The organism is Amycolatopsis vastitatis (genome assembly GCF_002234595.1).
Lineage (GTDB): Bacteria > Actinomycetota > Actinomycetes > Mycobacteriales > Pseudonocardiaceae > Amycolatopsis > Amycolatopsis vastitatis.
In genome coordinates this window covers 1-25,176 of record NZ_NMUL01000091.1, presented here as the reverse complement: position 1 = coordinate 25,176, position 25,176 = coordinate 1, and the positions used below count along the sequence as shown (strand labels likewise).

Genomic DNA, 25,176 nt, shown 5'->3' with positions numbered 1-25,176 from the left:
AACGCCGTGAGCAGCCGGGTGTCGCCGCCGGTGCCGGTGCCCGCGGCGACACCACTGTCCAACGTCAGCGACTTCGCCGCGGCGAAGGTCGACATCACCTCGGCGCCGCCGACGACCGCGCGCACGGTGTACCGGGCGCCCGCGGGGGCGCCAGTGTCCAGGAAGCTCGTCGGCCCGCTGACCGGTGTCCCGGTCACCCGCGTGCCGTCGCGGTAGACGTTGAAGGCGACACCGGGCGGGTCGTCGGCGAGCAGCCGCCAGCCGACCCGGTTGCCGGCCGCGGTGTGGACGCTGACCACCCCGCGGTTCAGCCTGTCGGCCTGCGGTTTGGCCGCCTGCGGCGCGGCCGGGACGACGGCGTCCGCCGCGGTGCCGGGCAGCAGCCCCAGCACCAGCAGGCCCGCGGCGACCGCGGCCAGCCGCCGGTTGAGGGCGGAAGTACGCATGGACAACTCCGTTCTGCCGTGGCTCTCAGCCGAGGAGCGCGGCCAGCCGCGCCGCGATCTTCTGGTGGCCGGCGTCGTTCGGGTGCGTGCCGTCCGGGGTGTCGGCGGTGGTGAGCCAGCCTTCGGTGGCGACGTACCGGACCTTGGCGTCCCCGGCGTTGTTGCGGGCCGCGACCGCGGCCTTCGTCTCGGCGACGTACCACTTCTTGAACGTCTCCATCGCGTGGATGGTCGCGTTGGGGTACTTCGCGCGGATCCGCTGCAGCAGCGTCACGTAGGCGCTCTGGAACTGGGCACCGGAGACGTTGTGGCCCTTGTCGTTGGTGCCGAGGTTGATCACGACGTCACTGACCTGGTAGCGCGAGAAGTCCCAGTCCGGCGTGCTGGTGTCCAGGCCGGTCTTGAAGTACCGGTCCCGCATGCCGATGCACCCGTCGGACGTCGGGACCAGGCAGACGCTGGGGCGGGCGATCTGCGTGTGCGCCGCGCCCAGCTTCTCGCCGGTCAGCCAGCCGTACGCGGTCAGCGCCTCCTTGGACGCCTTGTAGCCCGCCGTGATCGAGTCCCCGACGAACTCGATGATCCGCGACGGCACGCTCACCGCCACGGTGTGCGCGCCGGAGTCCAGGACCACGCCCTGGAACACCTCGTCGCCCTTGTAGGAGCCCGCGTCCTGGCGGTAGGCCACCCGCAGCGTGTGGGTGCCGGCCGGGAGCCGGTTCGGCGTCAGGTTCACCGTGCCGCTCACCGCCCGGTACGACGTCCAGGCACCGCCGTCGACGCTGGCGTACAGGTCGACGCTGTTTCGCTGACGCAGTTTCACCGTCGTGCCGGTGAACCCGACCACTGCGTAGGCGCCGGTCCACCCGGGCACGTACGCACTCGCCGAGCGGGTGTCCCACCGCCCGAAGTATTTGATGTTCGCGTCGGTGGGCGAGCCGTCACCGGTGGCGGCCGCGGCCGGGTTCACCACGGTGGAGATCGCGGCCACGAGGGCCACCGCGAGGGTCGCGACCCTCGGTTTCGTGCCGATCTGCATGTCCTGCCTCGTTTCCGGGTGGGGTCGGCGGCTCAGCCGAGGACCGCGGCGAGCCGGGCCGCGATCTTCCGGTGTCCGCCGTCGTTGGGATGGGTGCCGTCCGCGGTGTCGGTGGCCTTGTCGATCCAGCCTTCCGTGTTGATGAACTTCACCTTGCTGTCCCCGGCGCCGTTCCGGGCTGCCACTGCGGCTTTGGTCTCGGTGGCGTACCGCTGGTAGAAGTTCTTCATCGCGTAGACGGCCGCGTCCGGGTACTTGGCGCGGACCCGTTGCAGCAGCGTCAGGTACGCGCTCTGGAACTGCGCACCGGAGACGCCGTGCGACAGGTCGTTGGTGCCGAGGTTGATCACGACGTCGGTGGCCTGGTAGCGGGCGAAGTCCCAGTCCGGCGAACCGGTGGCCAAGCCGGTCTTCAGGAACCGGTCCCGCATGCCGAGGCACCCGTCCGGGGCCGGGTACAGGCAGGCCCCGCCGACGGCGATCTGGGTGTGCCCGGCGCCCAGTTCCTCGCCGGTCAGCCAGCCGTACGCGGTCAGCGCCTGCTGCGAAGACCGCTGGCCCACCGTGATCGAGTCACCGACGAACTCGATGATCCGGGACGGCACGGCCGGCACCACGGTCCGGGCCCCGGAGTCCAGGAGCACGCCCTGGAAGACCGCGTCACCGTGGTACGAGCCGGCGACCGGCCGGTAGGACACCCGGAGCGTGTGCGTGCCCGGCGGCAGCCGGTTCGGCGTGAGGTCCACGGTGCCGCGGACGTTCGTCCGCGGCACCCAGGCACCGCCGTCGATGCTGGTGAACAGGTCGATCGCGTTGCGTTGACGCAGTTTCACCGTCGTCCCGGTGAAGCCGACCACCACGTACGCACCGGCCCATTCGGACACGTAGGCCCCCGCCGAACGGGTGTCCCAGCGCCCGAAGTACCGGATGTTCGAGTCCGACGGCGAACCGTCGCCGGTGGCGGCCGCGGCCGGGTGCACCGCCGTGCTCACCGCGGCCACGACCGCCACCGCGAGCGCGACCGCCCGCGACTTTGTGCCGATCGGCATCCTCTGCCCCTTTCTCGTCCGCACCGGACCGGGTCAGCGCAGGAAGGCGACGAGCGGGAGATTGAGTTCCCGGACGCTCTGCACCACGAGGTTCGACATCTGGGTCGCGCCGTAGGCCGAGAAGTGCGTGTTGTCGGTGACGCCGTCGGCGGCCTGGGTGAGGTAGATCTTCTGCGACGCCGACGGGCCGAGGGACTCGACCAGTGCCTTGCTCTTGGCCGTCAGGTCGATCACCGGCACGTTCGCGCTCTTGCCGAGCGCCCGGATCACCGCGGGCAGGTCGGCGCCCACGCCGTTGACGTGCAACGCGGTCGCCGTCAGCTTGGTGCCGCTGAACAGCCGTCGCACCGGTGGCGTCACCAGCACCGGGACGCCACCGCGCTCCCGCACCCCGTTGACCATCTTCGAAAGGTTGTCGCGGAACGCCGTCGCCGACGTCTGCTTGTCGTTGTGCCCGAACTGGATGAGCACCAGGTCCTTGCTCTTGATCAGCGGCTTGAGCGTGGGGAACAGTTTGCTGTTCGACAGAAAGCTGCCCGAGCTCTCGCCCGAGTCCCCGTAGTTGGCGACCACGGCCCCGCTGCGCACGGCGGTGGGCAGGATCTGGCCCCAGCCGGTGTAAGGCGCCACCGGCTGGTCGCAGACGGTCGAGTCGCCGGCCAGGTACGTCACCAGCGGGGACTGGGCCGCCGTCACGGTCAGCGAGCCGATCGCCGGTGCGCTGCCGCCGAACGTGAGGTCCAGGCCCGCGGTCCCGGTGCCGCCCTGGCCGGTCGGCTGCCCCTCGGGGCTGCGCACGTTGACCGTGACCGTCGTGGGAACGACCTGGCCCGCGCTCGTCGAGACGGCGTTCAGGACCTGCCTGCGCGCCTCCACCGACATCGACGTGCTGGCCGCCTTCGTCGCGCTGCCGAGTCCCACGGTGACGTCGTAGTTGCCCGGCGCCACGGCGAAGTGGCACTTGATCGGCGCTGTGCCCGAGCACTGCGGCGGCAGCGCCTGCGGGGCGGCCACGGCCACCGCTGGCACGGGAACCAGGGTGGCCGCGGCCAGGCCGGCGAGGATGATCGCGTGCTGCTTGAGAGACATGGGCACTCCTGTATCCACTGTGGATGGTTTGTCAGCCGGCGGCGCAGGTGCTGCCGTTGAGCGTGAACGCGGCCGGCGCCGGGTTGGCGCCGCCGAAGGTGCCGTTGAAGCCGATGCCGGCCGAGACGTTCGGCGCCAGCGCGCCGTTCCAGCTCAGGTTCTTGGCGGTGACCGCGCTGCCGGACTGGGCGAAGGTGGCGCCCCAGCCGAGCAGGGTCACCCGCTGGCCCCCGGCGAAGGTGAAGGCCAGCGTCCAGCCGTTGACCGTGCTGGTGCTCGTGTTGGTGACGGTGACGGTGACGGTGAACCCGTTGCCACCGCCCCAGTTCGAGGCGGCATAGGTCACCTTGCACGCGCCGGACTCGCCGCCAGCGCTGGTCGTCGCCGTCGCGGCCTCCGAGAGGGCCGAGGTGTTGCCCGCGGCGTCGCGAGCGCGCACCTGGTACCGGTACGTGCTCGAAGCCGCCAAACCACTGTCGGTGAACGACGTCGTCGCCGTCGAACCCACCACCGCGAACGCCCCGCCACTCGCACCCGGCGCACGAAGGACGTCATAACCCGTGAGACCGACGTTGTCGGTCGACGCCGTCCAGGTCAACGTGGCCCCGCTGGACGTCACGCCCGACACGGCCGGAGTGCCCGGGACGGACGGTGCCTGGGTGTCCGCCTGGCCGCCGCCGTAGCCGGTGGCTTCCTTCGAGGTCTGCCGGACCCCGTTGGTGCCGTTGAGGAATCGGTCTCCCCATGCCGTCAAGCTGGCCGGGTTGAAGCTGTTCGTCATGTCGAGGTAGGCGACGTCACTGCTGTTGCCGCTCAACGACCAGCCGAGGCCGCCGAGTCCGCGGGCCTGCACCTGGGCAATGATCGCGTCCTCGTCCGGGTTGCCGTCGGTGTGCATGTTCCCGAACTCGCCGACGACCAGCGGCAGCACGGCGGTGCGGAAACTGTCGAAGTACACGTTGATCTCCGCAGCGGTGTCGTAGACGCCGTACATGTGGATGGAGAAGACCGTGTTGTGCTGCGGGTCGGCGTTGAACACCTTGCCCACGTTGTCGCGCATGATGTTCTGCCAGTCCTGGCCCCACATCGGCGCGTCGGCCAACAGCAGGTGCTGCAGGTGTTTCCACAGCAGCGCCCGCCAGCAGCCCGGCGACCCGGTGATGGAGTCGCCGAGCGCCATGACCCGCGCCGGTGCGGCCGCCTGCAGCACGCCAGCCACGACCGCGCGGAGGAATTGCCAGTTCATTACCGAACTCCTGGAGAACGACTCGACAGGACGGGACAGGTTGATCTGGGAGCGCTCCCACGGTAACACGGTGAACACGGGGGGGACACCGGCTGCCAAGACAAAAATCAGTCAGGCCGCTTAACTGTTAAGCAATCCACGGTCGTCCTAGAAAGCGCTTTCCTATTGGCCGGCCGTCGTCAGCGGGCAGGTGCTGCGGTAGGAGGTGATCCCGGTCGTGTCCTTCAGCGACGGGCACAGGAACTGGCCGTAGCGGGTGTCGTGGTCGACGAAGATCTTCAGCCAGGGCACGACCTTCCGCATCATCACCGAGTTCGACCTCGTCGGGAAGTTGTGCGCGGCACCGGTGAGTTCCAGGTAGCCCTTTTCGGTCGCGGCGGGAATGCCGTTGTACAGGCCCACGACGCTCGACGGGGTCACCGTCGTGTCCTTCTGCCCGGCCAGCAGCAGGGTCGGCACCCGGTCGCTCTTGAGGTTCTGCGACGGGCTGAACGGCGCGTTGCCGACCGCGGCCCACAGCGAAGGCCGGTGCAGCGCCGCATACATCGCTCCGCCACCGCCCATCGAGTGACCCATCACCGAAAGACGTTTGACGTCCACCCGGCTGCGCACGGAACTCTTCTGGGTCAGGTAGTCCAGCGCCGCCAGCAGCTGGGTACCCCGGGCCGTGTCGTAGTCGGTGCGGCTGTTCGTGTCGATCCCGATCACGACGAACCCGAACGACGCCAGCCACGGCCCCATCCAAGCGCCCTCGGCCGCCCAGGTCGCGGTGTACCCCGGCACCACCGCGATCGCGCCGAACGTGCCCTTGCTCGTGTCCGTCGGGTAGTAGATCTTCCCCCCGCCGAAGCCGTTGCCCTTGGAAACGCTCACTTCCGCGGTCGCGAAGGTGCCGCGCGTGGCCGCGACGCTCGACGTCGTCGGCTCCGGGCCCCGCTGGTACGGGTTGTCGGCGGCCAGCACCGGGTCCACGGCGACCACGGTCGTGGCGGCGCCGAGCACCACCGCGGCGGCGGCCACGACCCGCCTCAGCACGCGCCCCGCATGGTGTCGTCGTTCGGTTGCAGGCATAGCGGTACCCACTTTCTTTCCGGTGTTTCGATGACTTCCGCGCCGCTGTTCGCGGTCAGGGTTTCCAGCGGACGTTCGGGTTGAGGCGGCCGTTGCGGTCGAAGACGGCCTGGTTTTCCCAGCCGTTGCCAGACCGGGCGATGTCGGCCGGGTCCCAGCCGTTGCCGTTCACCGCGTACCAGCTGGGTTCCCAGTAGAAGATGCCGATCGCGTCGGCGGTACGGGCGGTGTCCTGCACCGCGGTGAAGTTCGCCGCCTGCCCGGCCGGGGTCGCCGGATACCCCGCGCACGGCTGCGCGGCCGAAATGATGCCGAGGGCGTTCGTGGCCGAAGCGGCGGGAGCGGGCAGCACCGCGGGGAGCGCGACGGCCATCACGAACAAGGCGGCCTTCGCCAGGCGGCCGGTACGGGACACGGTCATTCGATCTCCTTTGATCGACGACGTGACGAGCCGGGGAGGGGAAGTTCTGTGAACGTACACAAGCGACTACGTGCCGTTCCGGTAAGAATGGAACCGCATCCGTGGGAAATTTTCAAGGCCGTTCGACAAGTTCTGTGAACGTGCACAGTGCGGTGCGAGCCGGACTGCCGGAATCCCGGCTCAGGACGATTCGCGGACGACGAGCTCGGTCGGCAGGATGACCGTGGCCGGGCCTTCCCCGTCGATCTGGGCGAGCAGCTGGCGCACCATCGTCTCGCTGATGCGGTCCCACGGCTGCCGCATGGTGGTCAGCGGGGGGCGAGCGGTGGACGCGACCGGCGAGTCGTCGAACCCGCCCACGGCGATGTCGCCGGGCACGCTGCGGCCGGTCCGTTCGATCGCCGCCAGCGCCCCGCCGGCCATCAGGTCCGACGCGACGAACACCGCGTCCAGGTCGGGGGCCCGGGTGAGCAGCTCGTGCATGCACGACTCGCCGCTCGCCCAGCTGTAGTCCCCGATGGCGACCAGCCGGTCATCGGGGGCGAGGCCGTGTTCGGCGAGCACCTCGCGGTACCCGGCCAGCCGCTCCACCCCGCCCGGCGAGTCCTGCGGGCCCGCGATGGTGGCCACGCGCCGGCGACCGGACTCGAGCATGTAGCGCACCATGTCCTTGGCGCCCTCGTGGTCGTCGGCCGCCACGTAGGACACCTTGCCGCGCTGGCCGAGCGGCTTGCCGCAGCAGACGAACGGCAGTTCGGCCCGCCGCAGGTGCTCGACCATCGGGCTGCCGCGGTGGGAGGAGATCAGCAGCACGCCGTCGACGTGGTGCCCCGACAGGAACGGGGTGATGCGACGGCGTTCGGCCTCGGTGCCCGCCGTGATGAGCACGAGCGGGATGTCGTGCTCGGCGAGAGCCTGGGTGCAGCCGCGCAGCAGGGTGGTGAAGTTGGGGTCCGCGAAGAACCGGTCCTGGGTTTCCGACAGCAGGAACGCGACCGAGCCCGCGCGCTGGGTCACCAGGCTGCGCGCGGCCCGGTTCACCACGTACCCCAGCTTGCGGATGGCGGCGTTGACCGCCTCCTGGGAGGCCGGGCTGACGTTGTGCCCGCCCTGCAGCACCCGCGAGACGGTGCCGCGGGAAACGCCGGCGTGGGCGGCCACGTCGTGGATGGTCGGCGGCCGCTTGTGCCGCGGCCGCCGTTGCGGCGTTGTTTCCGTCATGGGTCCCTCGTCTGCCGGCTGGTGGTCACGACTTTACGGCCCCGGTCAGCAGATCGACGCGCCAGTAGCGCTGCAAGCCCAGGAACAACGCGATCAGGGGGACGATCGACAGCAGCGCCCCGGTGATCACGAGCGTGTACATGGCCGGGATCCCGGCGCCCTGCTGGAGCAGGCTGAAAAGGCCGACCGTGACCGGGAACAACCGATCGTCACCCAGCATGATGTAGGGCAGCAGGAAGTTGTTCCAGATCGCCACGAACTGGAACAGGAAGATCGTCACCAGCCCCGGCCGCATCATCGGCCACGCGACCGAGGTGAAGAGCCGGACCTCGCGGGCACCGTCCATCCGGGCCGCTTCGAGCACGTCGTCGGGGACCGCCGCGGCTGCGTAGACGCGGGCCAGGTAGATGCCGTAGGGGCTGAGGACGCTGGGCAGCAGCACCGACCAGTAGGTGCCCGCGAGGCCCGCCTTGGCCAGCAGCAGGTACTGCGGGACGGCCAGCGTGATCGGCGGCATGAGGACGCCGGTCAAGATCACGGTGAAGATCAGTACCCGGCCCCGGAACCGGTACTTCGCCAGCGCGTACCCGCCGGCCGCCGACACCGCCGCCGACAGCAGGGCGCCGACCCCCGCGTACAGCCCGGAGTTCGCCATCCACTGCCAGTAGACGCCGTCGCGGTAGGCCGTCAGGTCGGCCAGGTTGTCCCAGAACCCGGTGCCGGGCAGCAGGGTGAACGTGCTGAACAGCTCGCCGCTGCTCTTCGTGGCCGCCATGACCACCCACAGCACGGGGATCAGGCAGTAGACCGCGCCCAGCAGCAGCACGATCGTCGGCGTCCACGCCGTGCGACGCACCGGCCGGGCCGCCGCGGCGGGATCCACCCGCGCCCTGGTCAGCAGGGCGGTCACGTCCCCGCCTCCGTGGCGCGCCGGTTGACCAGCTTCAGGAAGACCAGGGACAGCAGCAGGGTCACCGCCGCGATGACCACGGCGGTCGCCGCGGCAGAGTACAGCCCACCTTGGACGAAGGCGTCGCGGTAGACCTTCATGTACGGGCTCCACGTGGTGCTCAGGGTGTTCGCCAGCGGGCGCAGTGTCATCGGTTCGGCGAAGACCTGCAGCGTCGCGATGGCCGAGAAGAAGAAGGTGAGCACCAGCGCGGGCGTCACCAACGGGATCTTGATCCGCACCGCGATGCCGTACTCCGAGCAGCCGTCCAGCCGGGCCGCTTCGTACAGCTGGGCCGGCACGGCGCGCAACGACGTGTAGATGACGACCATGTTGAAGCCCGTGCCACCCCACACCGCGATGTTGGCCAGCGCGAGGTACAGACCACTGCCCTGCAGCAGGTCCGGGCCGTCGAGCCCGGCCGCCCGGAGCAGGAAGTAGCCGGGGCTGACGCTCGGCACGTACAGAAAACCCCACAGCAGCGACGCGCTGATGCCCGGCACCGCGTACGGCAGGAAGATCGCCAGCCGCGAGAACGACCCGAACCGCGTCCGCGCGCTGTCCAGCAGCAGGGCGAACAGCAGCGCCAGGCCGAGCATCACGGGCACGACGATCGCCCCGTACCGCAGCACCCGGCCCGCACCCGCCAGCAGCTCGGGATCACCCAGCGCGCCGGTGTAGTTGTCCAGTCCCGCCCACACCTCTTCGCGGGCCTTGCTGCCGAGGCCGAGGCCCTTGACGTGCGCGGTGCGCAGGCTCAGGTAGATCGCGTAGCCGATCGGCAGGGCGAAGAAGAGCGTGAACAGGACGATCGCCGGCGCGAGGAAGCCGTAGGGCGCGATCCGGCGGGGGGCACGGGTGGACACCATGGATCCCTTCGGTGGTGAGCCGGTCAGCCGTCGACCTTGAAGCCGTTCTTCTTCATGTCGGTGACCGTCGTTTGCCGCACGGTGCCCAGCGCGGCCGTGAAGTCGGACTTGTCCTGGGACGCCTTGCCGAAGGCGTCCTTGAACGCGGAGTACGCGACGATCACGTCCGGTCCCCAGCTCGCCGCCGCGGTGCCCTTCGCGATGTCCGCGGCGAGGCCGTAGAAGCCCGGTTGGTTGGGGAAGAAGTCCGGGGTGGTCAGGGCGCCGCCGGTCTGCGCCGCGGTGGCGGCCGGGTAGACCGCCGATTCCTTGACCAGCGCGGCCACGGCGGCGGGGTCGGTGTTCAGCCAGGTCGCGAACTTCGCGGCCGCTTCGGCCTTCCCCCGCTTCTCGGCGCCATTGGTGACACCGGTGCCCGAGCCGCCCCAGCTGCCGGTCACCGCCGCGCCGGGGGTCCACTGGGGCAGCGGGGCCATCTTCCACTTGCCCTTGCTCGACGGCGCGGCCGTGGTCAGCGTGCCGGGCGCCCACACCGCGCTCACCCAGGCCAGCTGCTTGCCGTCGTCGAGCGCCTTGTTCCACGCCGGGGTGTACATCGGCTGGTTGTCCAGTGCGCCCTCGGCGATCAGGCCGCCCCAGAACTGCGCGACCTTGCGGGACGCGGGGTCGTCGATGGCGACCTTCCAGGTGTCCCCCGACGTCGTCCACCAGGCCGCCCCGGCCTGCTGGGTGAGCCCGGCGAACAGCCCGGGGTCGTTGCTGGAGAACGTCGCCAGCGCGCGGCCCGGGTCCTTCCGCTTGAGGTCGCGGGCGTCGTCGGCGAACTCGTCCCAGGTCGTGGGGACCTTCAGCCCGAACTGCTGGAAGAGGTCCTCGCGGTAGAACAGCGCGAGGGGGGCGATGTCCTGCGGGATCGCGTAGACCGCATCCGAACCGACCGTGACCTGCTTCCAGACGTTCTCGGCGAACCGGTCCTTGGCACCGGCCGCGAACTTGCCGATGTCGGCCAGCGCATCGTTGGCGACCAGCGTCGGGATCATCTGGTACTCCGCCTGGACGAGATCCGGCCCGGTGCCGGCTTTCTCCGCCGTGAGAATCTTGGGGATCAGCTCGTCACCGCCGGCCTGCTTCTGCACGGTGACCTTGGCCTCCGGGTGCCCGGAGTTCCACAGGGCGACAACCTTGTCCAGGTTGGGGGCCCAGGACCACATGGTCAGCTCGACCGGCCCGCTGGTCGCGGGGGGCTGGTCGCCGCCACTGCAGGCGGAGAGGGCGAGGGAGCCGATCAGGGCGATGGCTGTGAGGGCGGTGCGGCGCTGCATCCGATCCTCCGGAGTGAGTGGGGAGGGGAGCCGTCGACTGTGCACGTGCACAGTACGGCCAGCAGGTCAATACTTGTCAAGAGCAGTGCTTCTACGGTTACCTGGACCAAACCGGTGGAAACGTGCTGTGCACGATCCCAGAACGGGGGGCGCGGATGGTCTCGCACTGGCCGATCGGACTCGACGCACTGGCGTACGGCGGCGACTACAACCCCGAGCAGTGGCCGAAGCCGGTGTGGCAGGAGGACGTGCACCTCATGCGCGAGGCGGGCGTGACCATGGTCAGCATCGGCATCTTCTCCTGGGCATTGCTGGAGCCCGAACCGGGCCAGTACGACTTCGGCTGGCTCGACGACCTGCTGGACCTCTTGCACGACAACGGGATCCGCGCCGACCTCGCAACCCCGACCGCCGTACCGCCGGCGTGGTTCTACGAGCGGCACCCGGACGCGCTGCCGGTGACCCGCGAAGGCGTGCGCTACGCGTTCGGCGGCCGGGGCGCGATCTGCCACAGCTCGCCCGCGTACCAGGAGGCGGCCGTGTCGATCGCCGGGCAGCTCGGCCGGCGCTACGCCACGCACCCCGCCGTGGCGTTGTGGCACGTCCACAACGAGTACAGCGTGCCGATCAGCGCGTGCTACTGCGACACGTCCGCCGCCGCGTTCCGCCGCTGGCTCGCCGGCCGCTACACCACCGTCAAGGAGCTCAACGAAGCCTGGGGCACCACGTTCTGGGGCCAGACCTACGGCTCGTGGGACCAGGTGTCGCCCCCGCGCCTCACGCCGACGGTATGCAACCCGGCGCAGCAGCTGGACTGGGCCCGGTTCACCAGCGACGAGCTGCTGGCGAACTTCAAGCGGGAACGGGACGTGCTGCACACGCTGTCCCCCGGCATCCCGGTGACCACGAACTTCCAGGCGGCCCTGTCCCAGTGCGAAACGCTGGACTACTGGACCTGGGCGCCGGAGGTCGACCTGGTCACCAACGATCACTACCTCGTCGCCGAGGCCGACCGGAACCACGTCAACCTCGCGATGGCGGCCGACATCACGCGCTCCCTCGCCGGCGGGCGGCCGTGGCTGCTGCTGGAGCACTCCACCAGCGCGGTCAACTGGCAGCCCCGCAACATCGCCAAGCGGCCGGGGGAAATGGCCCGCAACAGCCTGGGGCACGTGGCGCGCGGCTCGGACGGCGCGATGTTCTTCCAGTGGCGCGCGTCCCGGGCCGGCGCCGAGAAGTTCCACTCGGCGATGCTGCCGCACGCGGGGACGGACAGCCGGATCTGGCGCGAAGTCGTGCGGCTCGGCCGTGACCTCGGGGCGCTCGAGGCGGTCCGTGGCAGCCGTGTGACCGCGGACATCGCGATGCTGTGGGACTGGCAGTCCTGGTGGGCGCAGCGGCTGGAGTGGCGGCCGAGCGTCGATCTCGACGCCCGGGAGCGGGCGGACGCGTGGTACGCCGCCGCCTACGACCGGCACCTCACGGTCGACTTCGCCCACCCGGAGGCCGATCTGCGCGGCTATCCCCTGGTCGTCGTGCCCGCGCTGTACGCCATGACGGACACTGCGGCCACCAACCTTCGCCGGTACGTAGAAGACGGCGGAGTCCTGCTCGTGTCGTGCTTCTCGGGCATCGTGGACGAACACGACGCCATCCACCCGGGGCCCCACCCCGGGGCCTTGCGGGACGTACTGGGCCTGGTCGTGGAGGAGTTCACCCCGCTGCGCGCGGGCGAGCGCGTCTCGCTCGGCGACGGATTGAGCGGAGACGTCTGGACCGAGATCGTCGCCCTCCGCGGCGCCGAAGCCATCTTGTCCTATGTGGACGGACCAGGGGCCGGCGGCCCGGCGATCACGCGCAACAAACTCGGCCGCGGCACGGCGTGGTACGTCTCGACCCGCCTGGCCGCGGACGGCCTCGGCGCGGTGCTGCGCAAGGTGGCATCGGACGCGCAGCTGCCGGCCCGCGACCTGCCCCGCGACGTCGAGGTCGTCGAGCGCGTCGGCGAGGAGGCGCGGTACCTGTTCGTCGTCAACCACACCAGCGAAGACGCCTCGATCCCGGTCGGCGAGCGGGCGGTGGAGCTGCTCACGGAAGAAACCCACGCCGGCAGCGTCCGCGTGCCGGCCGGTGCGGTCCGGGTCGTCGCCGAGCCCCTGGCTTAGCTGGATCCGTGGACTGGCTGGTGTATTGATCTTTTTGCGGATTGTTGATCATTGCTTGTCGACAGGTCTGAGCTGGGTGAGCTTCCCCCCGTTGTCCGGACACCTCACCTGAGGTGACCGCCGGTCACCAGGGAGGATGTTCCGATGCCTGCACCACACCCGCCGGAGTTCCGTCAGCGTGCCGTCGAACTGGCCCGTCTGGGCGACAAACCGGTCGCCGCGCTGGCCAAGGACCTGGGCATCAGCGAGTCCTGCCTGCGCAACTGGATGGCCCAGGCCGACGCCGACGAGACCGGCTCCGCCACGAAGCTGACCAGCGCGGAAAAGAAGGAACTCGCCGAGCTGCGCCGCAAGAACCGGCAACTGGAGATGGAGAACGAGATCCTCAAACGCGCGGCGGCGTACTTCGCGCGGGAGAACATCCTCCCAAAGTAACCTTCCCGCTGGTCTGCGAACTCGCCGCCGACGGTATCGACGTCGCGGTGGCCTGCCGGGTATTGAACGTGTCCCGTTCCGGTTATTACGAATGGCGCGACCGGCCGGTCTCGGCAAGGAACGAGGAGAATGCGGTGCTGCTCAAATACATCGAACAGATCCACGCCGATTCCCGCGGCACCTACGGCTCACCGCGGGTGCACGCCGAACTGAGGCTCGGTCTAGGGATGCCGGTCAACCTCAAACGCGTCGAGCGGCTCATGCGCGAGGCTGGCATCCAGGGCCTCTACCGGCGCCGGCGCCACCACACCACGGTCCGTGACCCGGCCGGGCAGCCCAGTACCGACCTGGTCAACCGTCGGTTCACCGCCGACGTCCCGGACCGGTTGTGGATCACCGACATCACCGAGCACCCGACCGAGGAGGGCCGGGTCTACTGCGCCGCGGTCATGGACGCCTATTCCCGGCTCATCATCGGCTGGTCCATCGCCGATCACATGCGCACCGAACTGGTCACCGACGCCCTCGGCATGGCAATTCTCCGCCGCCAACCCGAAAACAACCAGACGATCCTGCATTCCGACCACGGCTCGCAATACACATCATGGGCCTTCGGGCAACGACTCCGCGCTGCTGGATTGCTCGTGTCGATGGGCACGGTCGGCGACTGCTACGACTGTGAGACTGTCTTTCGTCGCTCGAGGTGGTCTGACCCGTGTTACGACTGGCCCGGTGAGTGCCCTGGCGTTGATCTGTCGGCTGCCTCGGGCGACGTGTTCGGATGACACGTCCGGACGGGCAGTGACCTCATAGGAGCCTGATCGCAGCAGGTCCCATCACAGTCCTGTCCGCCCGCCCGGCCGCGTCATGACCACGTTGCCAGGGAAGGGCGTCGCAGTCAGTGTCCAGCATCCCCGATTCTCCTCGCCGGCGCATCGTCATCGGCGTCGACACCCACAAGTACGCGCACGTCGCCGTCGCCCTGGACGCCCTCGGTGCCAGGTTGGGCGACACCGTCATCACGGTCAACCGTGCCGGCTACGCCGAGTTCGAGCGGTGGGCACATCAGTGGGGTGAACTGATCACCTTCGGTGTTGAAGGCACCGGGTCTTACGGGGCCGGGCTGGCGTCGTTCCTGCGCCGCCGGGGCCACCGGGTGGTGGAGGTCAACCGCCCGGACCGGCGCATCCGCCACCTGCACGGCAAGGACGACCCGATCGACGCCGAGTCCGCGGCCCGTGTCGTCCTGTCCGGTGTTGCAACCGCGATACCGAAATCCGCGGACGGAACCGTCGAAATGATCCGGCAGGTCAAAATCGCGAAAGACACGGCCGTCAAATCCCGCAGCCAGGCCATGATCACCCGGAAAACCGTGATCGTGAACGCGCCGCCCGCACTACGAGAAGAACTGGAATCTCTCACCGACAAGAAACTGATCGAACGCTGCGCCGACCTCGGCAATGACGGAATGACGACACCGGCCGACGCGGCGCGCTACACCCTGCGCTCGTAGGTCGAACGCTACCGCGAACTCGACCGCGAAGTGCGCCTGCACGACCTGGTCCTCCAGACCCTCACCCAGCGGGCCACACCCGCGTTGACCGGCCTGTTCGGCATCGGAGCCGACTCCGCCGCCGAGCTGCTCGTCGTGGTCGGCGACAACCCCGACCGCATCCAGTCCGAGGCCGCGCTCGCGAAACTGTGCGGAGCCTGTCCCGTTCCCGCGTCCTCCGGAAACACCATCCGCCATCGACTCAACCGCGGCGGTCATCGCCAAGCCAACGCCGCGCTGCACAGAATCATCATCGTGCGGATGCGGTTCCACGAACCCACCATCAACTATGTCGCACGCCGGACAGCAGAAGGAAAAACCAAACGCGAAATCATGCGCTGCCTCAAACGAGCGCTGATACGCGAAATCTACCAAATACTCGTCGCACCACACAAGACAAAACAGGAACCATCTCTCGCTTGACATCTATAGGAGCATCAACGCCATGATGGAATCGTTCTGGGGAACCATCCAGCTTGAACTTCTCGACTCGAAAAGCTGGAAAACCCGCGACGAACTTGCCAACGCAATATTCGAATGGATAGAGTGCTGGTACAACCCGAAACGGAGACACTCCAAGATCGGGATGCACAGCCCCGCCACGTTTGAGGCCATCGCCAGGCCGCCAGACGTGACGACCTGACCCCACACCCGCCGTGTCCGGCGAACGGGGGGAAGCTCAGGCCAGGGTGCGGTGCGGAGCCGGGTGAAGGCGGTAGCGAGGTGTCGGGCCCATGGCCAGTCTCGGTCGAGGTGCAGGGTGTGGATGCGTGCGGTGCGGGTGAGTTTCGCGGCGATGGCGCAGATGCGGTAGCGGAAGGTCGCGGGTTCGCAGTGGGCGAGGTCGCCGGTGAAACACAAGGCTTGGGTCCAGGTGAGCAGGTCGGCGGCGGTCAGAGCCAGTTCGAGCCAGGCCTTGTTCTCGGCGTAGCCGCGGCAGGGGAGGTTGCGCAGGCCGGTGGCTTTGCCGCAACGGATCCGGTCTTCGACCCGGGCGTGGGATCGGTGGTGGACCTCGAGGTCGGCGAGTTGCCCGCCTTCGGTGTCGGTGATGAATGCGGTGAACCGGTGCCCGTCGGTGTCGGTGAACCGCAGCTGCGCGCCGGGGTGTGGGCGTTCCCGGCGGATGATGACCCGCGAGCCTTCTGGCCATTTCGTCAGGTCGAGCATGTCGGTGATCTCGGCGACCCATGCGCCTTTCCGTGGCCGGCCGTCGAGGTCGTAGGCCGGGGCCCAGACGTCGTCGGGAATCGCAACGACTGCGGCCTGGACGTCGGTGGCGATGGAGAACCCGAGGGAGAAACCACATCCCGAGCTGCGAATCGCGGCAGCGAAAGCGTGGGTCGCGCCGGCGGCGTCGGTCCGCACCATCACCTGCGGCGCGTGCGGGTCATCGGGGTCGGGCCGGGCGTGGACGGGGAGCGCGGCCAGCGCCATGGTCAGGATGTCGATGTGGTCGGCGGCGGTGTTGGACCCTGCTTTGCCCGGTCGCAGGATCCCGGCCAGCGCTTCGCCACCGGCCACGTCAGGGCGATCGAGATAGGCCAGCAGCGGGTGGAACCCGAAGGTTTTCTTCCACGTTTTCGCCGCGTTTTCCTTCTCACTGTGCGCGATAGTGATCGTCGCGTCGATGTCGATCACCAGCCCATTGGTCACATCGGGTCCTGCTCCGGCAGCCCAGGCCCGCTCCCGCGCTGCCGCGCGGACCGCCTGCAGACGGCCCAACTGCTCAGCGCCGACCCGGTCCAGCACCCGCCACGCGGTAGCGTCGCTGGCCACCGGGCCGAAGAACTTGTCCTGGTCCCGCAGCGTCGCCAGATGCGCGAGCGCGTCACCACCGTCGGCGATCATCACCGCCAGATCGGCCAGGACCCGCCCCGGAAGGTGGACCGGTGTCCCGTCGTAGGTGTCCAACAGTGCTTCCGACCAGCCGGTTCCCAGGCCCGTGCTGATCGTCAGCTCCCGCAGCAGCGCGACCCCTGCCCGGGACACCAGCCCCTCGCCGTCCGCAGCGACCCGCACCGAGGCCGCCTTGCTATCCTGCACCAAGGGAGTGCCTTCCTGCTGAGTGAATCGTGGACCTTCGCAAGCCCAAGTTTCCCTTACAGGACAGGCACTTCCTCCATTTCCAGGCCCTGATCTACATCACATCGCGTGAAAGACGCAGGCTAACACTATGACTTCCCCGCTGAACGTGAGTCACTCGCTACCCTTCGGCTTCCATGGGCGATCCGGCTGTCTGTCACGGCCGATCAGAAGCATATGACGATGCAGAACTCCGGTCGCCCTACGCTGAACCAACTCCCGCTCCAGCCTCGTCCCACGTTGAATGGATAATACACTCCGCCGCTGACATACCCGAAGTCGTCGCCCAAGAACGGGTGTGGACCACTGCGGAACCCAGCCCGAGAGGTCGTATCCCGGGTCACGTCGTTCGGCGAGGTGACATCCGTCGAGCCGGCGAGACTCCAGGTAGTCCCAGATGTTGCCTTCGACGTCGTGAGCACCCTTGACCCTCGCGTCACCGTTGTGGAGGTTGATCTCGAGGTCGGGGTTGCTACGTCGTCCGCCGCCCTTACCTCTCTTGACTCGGTGGATTGCTTCGCGGATCTGCTTTTCCGATCGGCCGAAGTGTTTCGCGACCTTGCCGACACGGTGAGTCCATTCACCGTGATAGCTGTGAGCCCGGTGGGAGCGGTGGTGTCGGCTGCTGCGATGGCGGTGGCTGCGGGTTCCGTCGAGGTCGGTGGAGTTGATCGGATCCGCGTTGACGTAGTCGTAGTCGTTGGCGGAACCGCCGGCTACGGGATCGACGGACAAGAACCGGCCCAACGCAGGCAGGTAGGGCCTGGCGCCCATCTGCACGAGAGCCAGCGAGCCGGCGTGTTCGTAGAGGCGCTGGTGCTGGCCAAGCCATCCGTAGTTTCCTGGCCGGGCTGATTGTCGGGTACGGCGTCATTGTCGATGGTCCCAGCAGGGTTCACGGGTTCGCCGTAGGGGGTGTAGAAGCGAAGCGGTCCGGATTGCTTTCCGTCGTTGTCGCAGGTCGCCGCCAAGGAGCAGGAATGGCCCAGAAGGTCCTCGTCGAGATGCTCGAAGACATCGACGGCACCCCCGCCGCCCACACCATCCCGTTCGCCCTCGACGGCGTCACCTACGAAATCGACCTCACCGACGACAACGCCGCCGCCCTGCGCGACGAACTCGCCCGCTACATCGCCGCCGGCCGCCGCACCGGCGGCCGCAAGGTCCGCGTCGCCACCGGCCAATCCACCGCGACCACGACCGTGTCCGACCGGGAACGCAACCAGCAAATCCGGGCGTGGGCCAACGCCAACGGCTACGAAGTGTCCGAACGAGGACGCCTCTCCTCCGAGGTCATCACCGCCTACGAACAAGCCCAGATCACCCAGGCCGAAGAGCCCGCGAAGGCTCCGCGCAAGCGGGCCCCGCGCAAGAAGGTCGCCGCCGCCGGGAAGTAGCCGCGATGACGGTCGATCACTGGGGAGAGATCACGCCGGCAATTCCGTCGGCGACGAGGACACCTCACCCTCGTCGCCGACGGCCACGCCGGCCCGCGCCCACGGGATCTTGACGTCCGGATACAGCAGTTTGGTCAAGACGCCGGTGACCGGCTCGCGTCCCCTTCGACGCTCATCACCAACGTCCCGGACTCCCCCGTCCGTACCGAACCGGACCCTGACCCGGCCGCGCCGTTCGACACCCACCCGTGCACCGGCCTTACCCGCGTCAGCTGATGCGCGATAGCCGGCCCGTCGGCTGCTGTGCCGCACGATGATTCGGTCAGTGATGGCGCCGAGAGCATCCTCTTGCTCCCGTCGTCAAGTACACCGATGCGCACCGGTGACGTGCCCATCGCCGCGGCTCTGGCCGACAACCCGGCCGCGGCCGCATTCTTCGACACGCTGGCGCAGTTTTACCGCAAGGCCTGCCTCCGCTGGGCCGAGGCGCTTCCGAACCCCACGTCGAGCCGGACCCGTTCCGCCGGCTCCTCGGCGACCAGGCGGGCCAGCTCGCCGCCTGGTACGACCACCTGGCCTCCCGCCTGGACCGCACCGACCACGGCGACGTCCCGATGCTCGCCCCGCCCGCGTTCCCGGACCTCCTCCAGCAGCCCGGCGCCTCGGTGCGCGACCTCGCCTGCGCACTGTGGGTCCACGAGCACATCAAGCACATCTCCGCCCGCCTCGGCGAACTCGTCGAGCCGGCCGGCGTGGTGGCGGCCCAGCGCCATCGTCCCTGGTCGCGGTAAGCACGCCTCAGCCCGCCGACACCGCACCCAGCCGTCGCGGAAGAACCGACTGACATACCGGGCAAACACATCGGCCTCCGGTCGAAGACGCGAGCGGCCGCCCTTGTCGGCGGACCGCCCGATGTCGGAAGTGCCCGTGCCCATCCGCAGTCGTGCTCCCCAGCGGCCGTTCGCCGCGGTCTGGGCTCGGTGCCACACCTCCTCCGGCGGCCCGGCGTTGCGCATTCTGTCGCTTTGTTCTATAACTCATATAGCTAGAGCGGAGGTGGCGGCGTGATTCTGAACGTCGACCCCGCCGGTGACGTGCCGATCTACCAGCAGCTGCGGGACCAGATCGTGGAAGCCATCGCCGACGGCGTCCTGACCGAGAGCAGCCCGCTGCCCACCACCAGGACGCTCGCCGCCGATTTCGGGATCAACTTCCACACCGTCAACAAGGCCTACGACCTGCTGCGCCGCCAAGGCCTGATCCGGCTCAACCGCAAGACCGGCGCGGTCGTGGTCGCCACGCCCGCGGACCCGACGTTCCGCGCGGAATGGACCGCGCGGGCCCGGACGCTGCTGGCCGAGGCCGCCGCCCGGGGATGGCCTGCCGACGAGGTGCTCGCGACCTGCCAGTCGGTTCTCGATTCGTTCGGCTCCGCGCAGCGGGAGGACACGCCATGATCGTCGCTGTCATCGTGAGCGCCGCGTTGTCGGTACTGGTGCTCGTGCTCGCGCTGGTACTGCCCGCGATCACCAGCCCGACGGTGCCGTTCGGGGTCCGGGTCCCGGCCGGGCACGCCCACGACCCGGCGGTGACGCAGCAGACCCGCCTCTATCGCCGGCGCGTGCTCGCCGGCGGGATCGCCGCCGCCGGCGGGTGCGTCGCGCTTTTCGGCGTGACCGGCGAAACCGTGCTGCTGCCGGTGTCGGTGCTGGTACTGCTCGGCCTCTGGTACGGCTGCTTCTTCCTGGCCAACCACGAGATCCGGGCCGCCAAGGCCGCCGGCGGCTGGTACGAGGGCCTGCGGCAACGGATCACGGTGGACACCGGGCTGCGGACCGATCCCCCGCGGTTCCCCTGGCTCTGGCTGACACCGGCGCTGGTGATCACAGTCGCCACCGTGGTCGTCGGGGTGATCCTGTACCCGTCGATGCCGGCGGTGCTCCCCGTGCACCACGGCGCGCACGGCTCGCCCGACCGGCAGGCAGCCAAGTCGGTCGGCACCGCGTTCTCCCTGGTGTTCGTGCAGATCGGCATGACCGCGCTGCTCGGGGGCATCGCCACGGCGATCGTCCACCGCAGCCGGCCCGACATCGATCCGGCGCACCCGCGCAGCTCCGCGCGCTGGCACCGCCGGTACATGGCGCTGGCGGCCAAGACGCTCCTCGGGCTCGTCGCGATGATCGACCTCGGGATGCTCGGGTCGTCCCTGCTGATGTGGACGGGAACGGTCACCTCGTGGGCGCCGCTGGTGGTCGTGCTCCCCATCCTGGCCGCCGTCGTAGTCGCGATCGTGGTCCTCGCGAGGAACAACCGCGTCCGCGACGAAGAAGAACCGGACACGGGCCTGACCCACCGCGACGACGACAAGTACTGGCGCGGCGGCCTGTTCTACGTGAACCGCGACGACCACGCACTGATGGTCCCCCGCCGCTTCGGCGTGGGCTGGACCCTCAACTTCGGCAATCCCCGGGCGGCGATGCTGCTGGCCGCCGTCGCCGCCCTGATCGGCCTGGTGATCACCCTCCGTTTCACCGGCTGACGCACGCCGACTCCGACGACCCCGGATTCCACGACCTGACCCGACGGCACCGAAGACCTGAACATGGCCAGGCGCTCGCGGCGTCCTCGACCCGCCGGACCCCTCCCCCGGCGAGCCGACCGTGGTGGCAGGCGGTCAACGGGCTTGCAGCACAAGGCCGTGGAAGCCGAAATCCGGCTGCGCTCGCAAGACCACACGATCCCGTCCGCCGCCAGCTGATCTTCCTGCACGACCCGGCACCAACCCGAGCAAGAACGTCCGACCAGCTCACCCTCTACCCCCTGGTGACGGCATCGATTGCACAAACTTCCGACCGGGCCGGTGGTGTCACTGGTGTCCACGCTGGACAAGCATTGCGGTGCCGACCAGAATTTTCGCGTCGGTGACCGGTACGAAGATCTCTCCGTCGACGGGAATCGCAGTGATGTCGAGGGAGAAGGACCCTAGATGGTTGATTCCGGGCGATGATCAGCACGGTCGCCGAGGGCGCGAACGCCGCGAGCAGTGAGCTCAGCGCGAATCCGACGGCGCCGATCACGAGCAGCCGCCGCCGGCCGATCCGGTCGCCCACGGCGCCCATCGTCAGGAGCAGCCCAGCCAGCACGAACCCGTAGATGTCGAAGATCCGCAGTTGTCCGACCGCGCCGGAGGTGCAGGTCCGCGACCCATTCGCACCGCCCGCCGGGCGGCTCGCGTGGGCGCTCGGTGCGCCCGGGACCGGTTGGTTCATCCTCTGGCTCCTTCTGCGGTGTAGGGCACCAGCATCGGCCGGAGCCGAGGGCGGTATCTACGACGATTCCCGCAACGGATCCGTAAACGACGGGTTCACCATCGGCCGGGCCGCGTCGCTCGTTTCCGATGGCCGAGTGCGGGCACCAGGAGAAGCAGGACCGAGAACGTCCCGGCGCCGGCCAGGACGAAGGTGGCGCGGGCACCGGCCACGCCGACGACGAAACTGCCTGCCGCGTAGGCGAAAGCGGCTCCCAGCTGGGCAGCGGTGCCGATGGTGCCGAACACCCGGCCGAGGAACGGGCGGGGTACGAGGTCCTGCACGACGGTGTCGTAAGCGATGTTCTCCACGGCGTTGCCGGCGCCCGCCACCAGCTGTGCCACGACCACCACCGCGAGCACCGGGGCCAGTCCGTTGACGATCGTGCCGGCGCCGGTGGCCACGACGGCGACGATGAGCAGGGCGATCGGTCGGCGCCCACGGACCCGCCGGGTGCAGGCGAGTGAGGCCAGCAGCATCCCGGTGCCGAACGCGCCGGCCGCCAGGCCGTACCCGGCCGGGCCGGCGTGGATCACGTCGCCGGTCAGGAAGACCAGCGCCACGTTGTCCACCGCGGCGAAGGCGACGAGCAGGAAGAGGCTGAGCACCAGCACCAGCATCCGCCGGTTCGCCACGACATGACGCAATCCCTCGCCCGCTTCGGCCCACACTCCCGTGACCGCGGCCGGGTCTCGGGCCGGCGCGATGGCCGGGAGCCCGCTCAGTAGCAAGGCCGACACGAGGAAGGTGACCGCGTCGACGGCCAGCGCCGTGCGGGCGCCGCCCGGGGCCGCTCCCAGCAGGCCACCCATGCCCGGCCCGACGGTGAGCGTCAGGGTCCGGCCCAGGCCGAAGAGTGCGTTGGCCGGTGCGCGGTCGGCCGGGGCGACCATGACCGGGACCAGGCTGCGCCCGGCCGGGTTCCGGATGGTCGCCAGGATCCCGGCGACCGCGACGAGGGCGGTCAGCACCAGCAAGGGCGGCAGGGTGAGCGCGGTCAGCCCGATCACCAGCGCCGAGGCCAGTTCGCACCGCATCATCAACCGGCGTGCCGGGACCCGGTCGGCGAGGACGCCGGCCAGCGGTCCACCGAGCCTGGGCAGCGCGTTCGCGCCCAGCAGCAAGGCCACCCCGGTGGGGCCGTTTCGCGGGGCGACGAGCAGGACGAGAGCCGTCGTGGTGATCCCGTCACCAGCGAACGACACCGCCCGGGAGACGCACAACGCCCGAAATGCGGGGTTGCCGGCAAGGAGGTGAGCCTTGGACGCGGGTGCCGGCGCTGGTTCGACCATGACCACGAGGGTGCGGGGACCGGGTCCAGGGCGCCGAGATTCGGTGCTCGCCGAACCCTGGGGTAGCGTTTTCGCGAAATGACGCTCGTGCTGAGGTTCGGAAGCGGGGACGCGGCCCGGTGCCGGTTCGCCATTTCGCCGCTGCAGGAGACGATGTCGGCACTTCTGGTGCTGAAAGAGCCGGGTCGCCACAGCTGGTACCGGTCGTGGTTGCGCGATGTCCGGCCCGTCGTCGCCGGGCTCGATCTGGGCTTGCTGAACGCCGCCGCCCCGAGCAACGGGTACGGGCCGGACTTCCTGTGGCCGAGCCCGACCGGCCCGCGCACCACCGTCGAGGACGACCTCGCTCAGGTCCGGGCCACCGATCCCGGCATCGTCGCCGCCGAGCTCGCCGAGCACGCTCGTCGCGCCCCGCGCCACGCTCCCTATCGCCTCCTCACCGGCGACCCCGTCATCATCCGGGACACCCTGGCCGGGCAGCAGCGACTGGCCTGGCAGACACTGGTCGAGCCCCTGTGGGACCGGATCCGCGGCCTTCTCGACGCCGACATCACGACCCGGGCCCGGCAGCTGACCGACGGCGGCCTGGAGGGCCTCTTCGCGGACCTGCACCCGCGAGCGACCTGGCAGAACGACGAGCTGCACCTCACCGGCTTCCGGCACGGCACGGTCGATCTGCGCGGCCGCGGCCTCGTTCTCGTGCCCACCGCCTTCGGCTGGCCGAAGCTCGGGATCGGGCCCACCGACGCCACTTCCGCCACTCCCCCCGCGCTGGTCTACCCGATGCTCGGCGCGGCACGCTTGTGGGAACCGGCCACGCCGTCACCCGCCATCGCCCGGCTTCTCGGCTCCGGACGCGCATCGGTGCTGGCCGAGACCCTCATCCCGGGTACCACCGGCAGCCTGGCCCACCGGGTCGGCCTCGCCCCGGCAACGGTCTCCGAGCACCTCGCGGTGCTTCGTGAGGCCGGTCTGGTCACCGCCACGCGACGCGGCCGTGAAGTGCTCTACCGCCGGACACCGCTCGCCGCAGCACTCCTCCACCCCGATCCGTGCTGATCGGCCTTCTCCGAGCGCCGGCCCCGCGGCACCGTCAGCGTGCCTTGACCTCACTTTGACTGGAGGTTCCAAACTGGTCGCATGACGATCTGGATCTGCGGAACCTGCGGTGTCGAGCACGCCGAGACCGAGCGGCCTCCCGGCACCGCCTGCCGGATCTGCGCCGACGAGAGGCAATGGGTGCCCGAATCCGGTCAGGTGTGGACGACGTTGGACAAACTGGCAGCCGACGGTCATCTCCTGGTGCACCAGGAGATGGAACCAGGCATCCACCGGCTCAACCGGGAACCACCGTTCGGCATCGGTCAGTGGACTCACCTGGTTCAAACCCCACAGGGCAATCTGCTGTGGGATCCCCCCAACCATCTCGACCAACGCCTGGCCGGCAAGATCACCGAGCTCGGCGGGGCCGCGGTGATCGTGGCCAGCCATCCTCACATGTACGGCTCGCAGGTCAGCTGGAGCCACAAACTCGGGAACATCCCCGTGCTGGTGCACTCCGCAGACCGGCAATGGGTGCAGCGGGAGGATCCGGTGATCCGGGAGTGGAGCGGCGTCGAAGAGATCTTGCCCGGGGTGACCGTCATCGAAGCCGGCGGGCACTTCCCCGGCGCCGCGGTCGCCCACGTCGCCGCCGGGTCGGATGGCCGGGGCACCCTGCTCACCGGGGACACCATCGTGCCGGTGGTCGCCAGGGGCTGGGTGACGTTCATGCGTAGCTACCCGAACAAGATCCCGCTCTCCGCCGGACTGGTGCAGCGCATCGTGGATCGGCTTGAGCCCTACCAGTTCGAACGTCTCTACAGCTTGCTGGGCGGCACAATACTCACCGACGCCAAGACCGCAGTACGCAACTCCGCCCAGCGCTACATCGCCTGGGCCGGCGGAGCCAACGACCATCTTGGCTGAGCCGTGGCGACGGTGCACGGTGCGAACTGGAACTGGGCCAGCGGTATCCACTCGCTCATCAGCCGCATCGCGAGGTGGCGAAGAAGAACCACGTCGGGTTCAGGCACGCCCCGGCCAGCAGCATCATGACGTTACCGACGCTGATCGCCCGTATCTGCAGCAGCCGCAACGGAACCGCGACCCAGCGGGCACGAGAGCGGCCGATGCGGCCCAGCCGGTGGACCGGGCAGGAAGTCCGGAAATCACCATTCC

General features: G+C 69.2%; 26 protein-coding genes and 2 pseudogenes. 13 read left to right on the top strand and 15 right to left on the bottom strand.

The genetic code is table 11. The features are described 5' to 3' along the window. The 11 genes from CF165_RS49010 to CF165_RS48960 form a co-directional block, all read right to left on the bottom strand. A partial coding sequence (locus CF165_RS49010; RefSeq protein WP_500676274.1) for a rhamnogalacturonan endolyase family protein occupies positions 1-446 on the bottom strand: 446 nt, incomplete at its 3' end. Between the two features lie 25 nt (positions 447-471). Next, positions 472-1,485: an SGNH/GDSL hydrolase family protein gene (locus tag CF165_RS49005; RefSeq protein ID WP_093954456.1), complete on the bottom strand. Its 1,014-nt coding sequence runs from the start codon at positions 1,483-1,485 to the stop codon at positions 472-474. 32 nt (positions 1,486-1,517) lie between these two features. Further along, positions 1,518-2,534, bottom strand: a complete 1,017-nt coding sequence (locus CF165_RS49000; RefSeq protein WP_093954455.1) for an SGNH/GDSL hydrolase family protein — start codon at positions 2,532-2,534, stop codon at positions 1,518-1,520. A gap of 33 nt (positions 2,535-2,567) precedes the next feature. Further along, a complete protein-coding gene (locus CF165_RS48995) occupies positions 2,568-3,623 on the bottom strand; it encodes a rhamnogalacturonan acetylesterase (RefSeq protein WP_093954454.1) in 1,056 nt (351 codons plus the stop codon). 31 nt (positions 3,624-3,654) lie between these two features. Continuing rightward, positions 3,655-4,869 (bottom strand): cellulose binding domain-containing protein, encoded by a 1,215-nt coding sequence (locus CF165_RS48990; protein WP_240522202.1) that lies wholly within the window; start codon positions 4,867-4,869, stop codon positions 3,655-3,657. A gap of 162 nt (positions 4,870-5,031) precedes the next feature. After that, positions 5,032-5,904 (bottom strand): alpha/beta hydrolase family protein, encoded by an 873-nt coding sequence (locus CF165_RS48985; RefSeq protein WP_240522201.1) that lies wholly within the window; start codon positions 5,902-5,904, stop codon positions 5,032-5,034. A 91-nt stretch (positions 5,905-5,995) separates the two neighbouring features. Then, the gene (locus CF165_RS48980; protein WP_240522200.1) at positions 5,996-6,361 is read right to left on the bottom strand and encodes a glycosyl hydrolase 53 family protein; all 366 of its coding nucleotides are present in this window, start codon (positions 6,359-6,361) and stop codon (positions 5,996-5,998) included. Positions 6,362-6,541: 180 nt separating this feature from the next. Further along, positions 6,542-7,582 carry a LacI family DNA-binding transcriptional regulator gene (locus CF165_RS48975; protein WP_093954452.1) on the bottom strand — a complete coding sequence of 347 codons (1,041 nt, stop codon included), beginning with the start codon at positions 7,580-7,582 and terminating at the stop codon, positions 6,542-6,544. 25 nt (positions 7,583-7,607) lie between these two features. After that, entirely contained in the window at positions 7,608-8,492 is an 885-nt protein-coding gene (locus tag CF165_RS48970) for a carbohydrate ABC transporter permease (protein ID WP_240522199.1), read from the bottom strand. Further along, the gene (locus CF165_RS48965; RefSeq protein ID WP_240522198.1) at positions 8,489-9,397 is read right to left on the bottom strand and encodes a carbohydrate ABC transporter permease; all 909 of its coding nucleotides are present in this window, start codon (positions 9,395-9,397) and stop codon (positions 8,489-8,491) included. Before CF165_RS48965 ends, CF165_RS48970 begins: the two co-directional genes overlap by 4 nt. Positions 9,398-9,423: 26 nt before the next feature. After that, positions 9,424-10,722 carry an ABC transporter substrate-binding protein gene (locus CF165_RS48960; protein ID WP_093954450.1) on the bottom strand — a complete coding sequence of 433 codons (1,299 nt, stop codon included), beginning with the start codon at positions 10,720-10,722 and terminating at the stop codon, positions 9,424-9,426. 155 nt (positions 10,723-10,877) lie between these two features. Here CF165_RS48960 and CF165_RS48955 point away from each other — a divergent pair, with 155 nt between their 5' ends. From CF165_RS48955 to CF165_RS48935, 6 genes are all read left to right on the top strand, one after another. Continuing rightward, entirely contained in the window at positions 10,878-12,887 is a 2,010-nt protein-coding gene (locus tag CF165_RS48955) for a beta-galactosidase (protein ID WP_093954449.1), read from the top strand. Between the two features lie 144 nt (positions 12,888-13,031). Then, complete coding sequence (locus CF165_RS48950) at positions 13,032-13,322, top strand: transposase (RefSeq protein ID WP_093954448.1); 291 nt, start codon at positions 13,032-13,034, stop codon at positions 13,320-13,322. Between the two features lie 8 nt (positions 13,323-13,330). Next, the gene (locus tag CF165_RS50940) at positions 13,331-14,107 is read left to right on the top strand and encodes an IS3 family transposase (RefSeq protein WP_276209781.1); all 777 of its coding nucleotides are present in this window, start codon (positions 13,331-13,333) and stop codon (positions 14,105-14,107) included. 116 nt (positions 14,108-14,223) lie between these two features. Then, positions 14,224-14,835 carry an IS110 family transposase gene (locus CF165_RS52365; RefSeq protein ID WP_205661238.1) on the top strand — a complete coding sequence of 204 codons (612 nt, stop codon included), beginning with the start codon at positions 14,224-14,226 and terminating at the stop codon, positions 14,833-14,835. A gap of 30 nt (positions 14,836-14,865) precedes the next feature. Next, positions 14,866-15,297, top strand: coding sequence for a transposase (locus tag CF165_RS52360; protein WP_205661237.1), 432 nt, complete (start codon positions 14,866-14,868; stop codon positions 15,295-15,297). Positions 15,298-15,319: 22 nt separating this feature from the next. Then, positions 15,320-15,517 carry an IS3 family transposase gene (locus CF165_RS48935; RefSeq protein WP_093954457.1) on the top strand — a complete coding sequence of 66 codons (198 nt, stop codon included), beginning with the start codon at positions 15,320-15,322 and terminating at the stop codon, positions 15,515-15,517. A gap of 47 nt (positions 15,518-15,564) precedes the next feature. On the opposite strand, the pseudogene CF165_RS48930 reads toward CF165_RS48935, so the two are convergent. Then, positions 15,565-16,923 (bottom strand): annotated as a pseudogene (locus CF165_RS48930) (IS1380 family transposase); the annotation flags it as partial. Positions 16,924-17,073: 150 nt separating this feature from the next. Then, complete coding sequence (locus CF165_RS53320; RefSeq protein ID WP_240522203.1) at positions 17,074-17,733, bottom strand: RHS repeat-associated core domain-containing protein; 660 nt, start codon at positions 17,731-17,733, stop codon at positions 17,074-17,076. Positions 17,734-17,939: 206 nt separating this feature from the next. On the opposite strand from CF165_RS53320, the gene CF165_RS48920 reads away from it, so the two are divergent. The 5 genes and pseudogenes from CF165_RS48920 to CF165_RS48900 all read left to right on the top strand — a co-directional run bounded on the left by CF165_RS48920 (position 17,940) and on the right by CF165_RS48900 (position 20,895). Next, positions 17,940-18,356, top strand: coding sequence for a histone-like nucleoid-structuring protein Lsr2 (locus tag CF165_RS48920; protein ID WP_093954447.1), 417 nt, complete (start codon positions 17,940-17,942; stop codon positions 18,354-18,356). A gap of 372 nt (positions 18,357-18,728) precedes the next feature. Next, positions 18,729-18,797 (top strand): annotated as a pseudogene (locus CF165_RS54000) (hypothetical protein); the annotation flags it as partial. A 173-nt stretch (positions 18,798-18,970) separates the two neighbouring features. After that, on the top strand, positions 18,971-19,147 hold the full coding sequence (locus CF165_RS52355) for a hypothetical protein (RefSeq protein ID WP_205661239.1): 177 nt from the start codon (positions 18,971-18,973) through the stop codon (positions 19,145-19,147). Between the two features lie 273 nt (positions 19,148-19,420). Continuing rightward, positions 19,421-19,813, top strand: coding sequence for a GntR family transcriptional regulator (locus tag CF165_RS48905; protein ID WP_093954446.1), 393 nt, complete (start codon positions 19,421-19,423; stop codon positions 19,811-19,813). Next, the gene (locus CF165_RS48900) at positions 19,810-20,895 is read left to right on the top strand and encodes a DUF1648 domain-containing protein (protein ID WP_158226971.1); all 1,086 of its coding nucleotides are present in this window, start codon (positions 19,810-19,812) and stop codon (positions 20,893-20,895) included. The genes CF165_RS48905 and CF165_RS48900 overlap by 4 nt, the downstream gene beginning before the upstream one ends. Positions 20,896-21,720: 825 nt before the next feature. Here the strand turns inward: CF165_RS48900 and CF165_RS48890 are convergent. Continuing rightward, the gene (locus tag CF165_RS48890) at positions 21,721-22,956 is read right to left on the bottom strand and encodes an MFS transporter (RefSeq protein WP_143268921.1); all 1,236 of its coding nucleotides are present in this window, start codon (positions 22,954-22,956) and stop codon (positions 21,721-21,723) included. Positions 22,957-23,034: 78 nt separating this feature from the next. Here CF165_RS48890 and CF165_RS48885 point away from each other — a divergent pair, with 78 nt between their 5' ends. Further along, positions 23,035-24,015 (top strand): ArsR/SmtB family transcription factor, encoded by a 981-nt coding sequence (locus CF165_RS48885; RefSeq protein WP_205661236.1) that lies wholly within the window; start codon positions 23,035-23,037, stop codon positions 24,013-24,015. An 81-nt stretch (positions 24,016-24,096) separates the two neighbouring features. After that, complete coding sequence (locus CF165_RS48880) at positions 24,097-24,924, top strand: MBL fold metallo-hydrolase (protein ID WP_093954442.1); 828 nt, start codon at positions 24,097-24,099, stop codon at positions 24,922-24,924. Between the two features lie 58 nt (positions 24,925-24,982). On the opposite strand, the gene CF165_RS52350 is transcribed toward CF165_RS48880, so the two are convergent. Next, positions 24,983-25,176 (bottom strand): hypothetical protein (locus CF165_RS52350; RefSeq protein WP_205661235.1); only part of this gene is annotated, 194 nt, incomplete at its 5' end.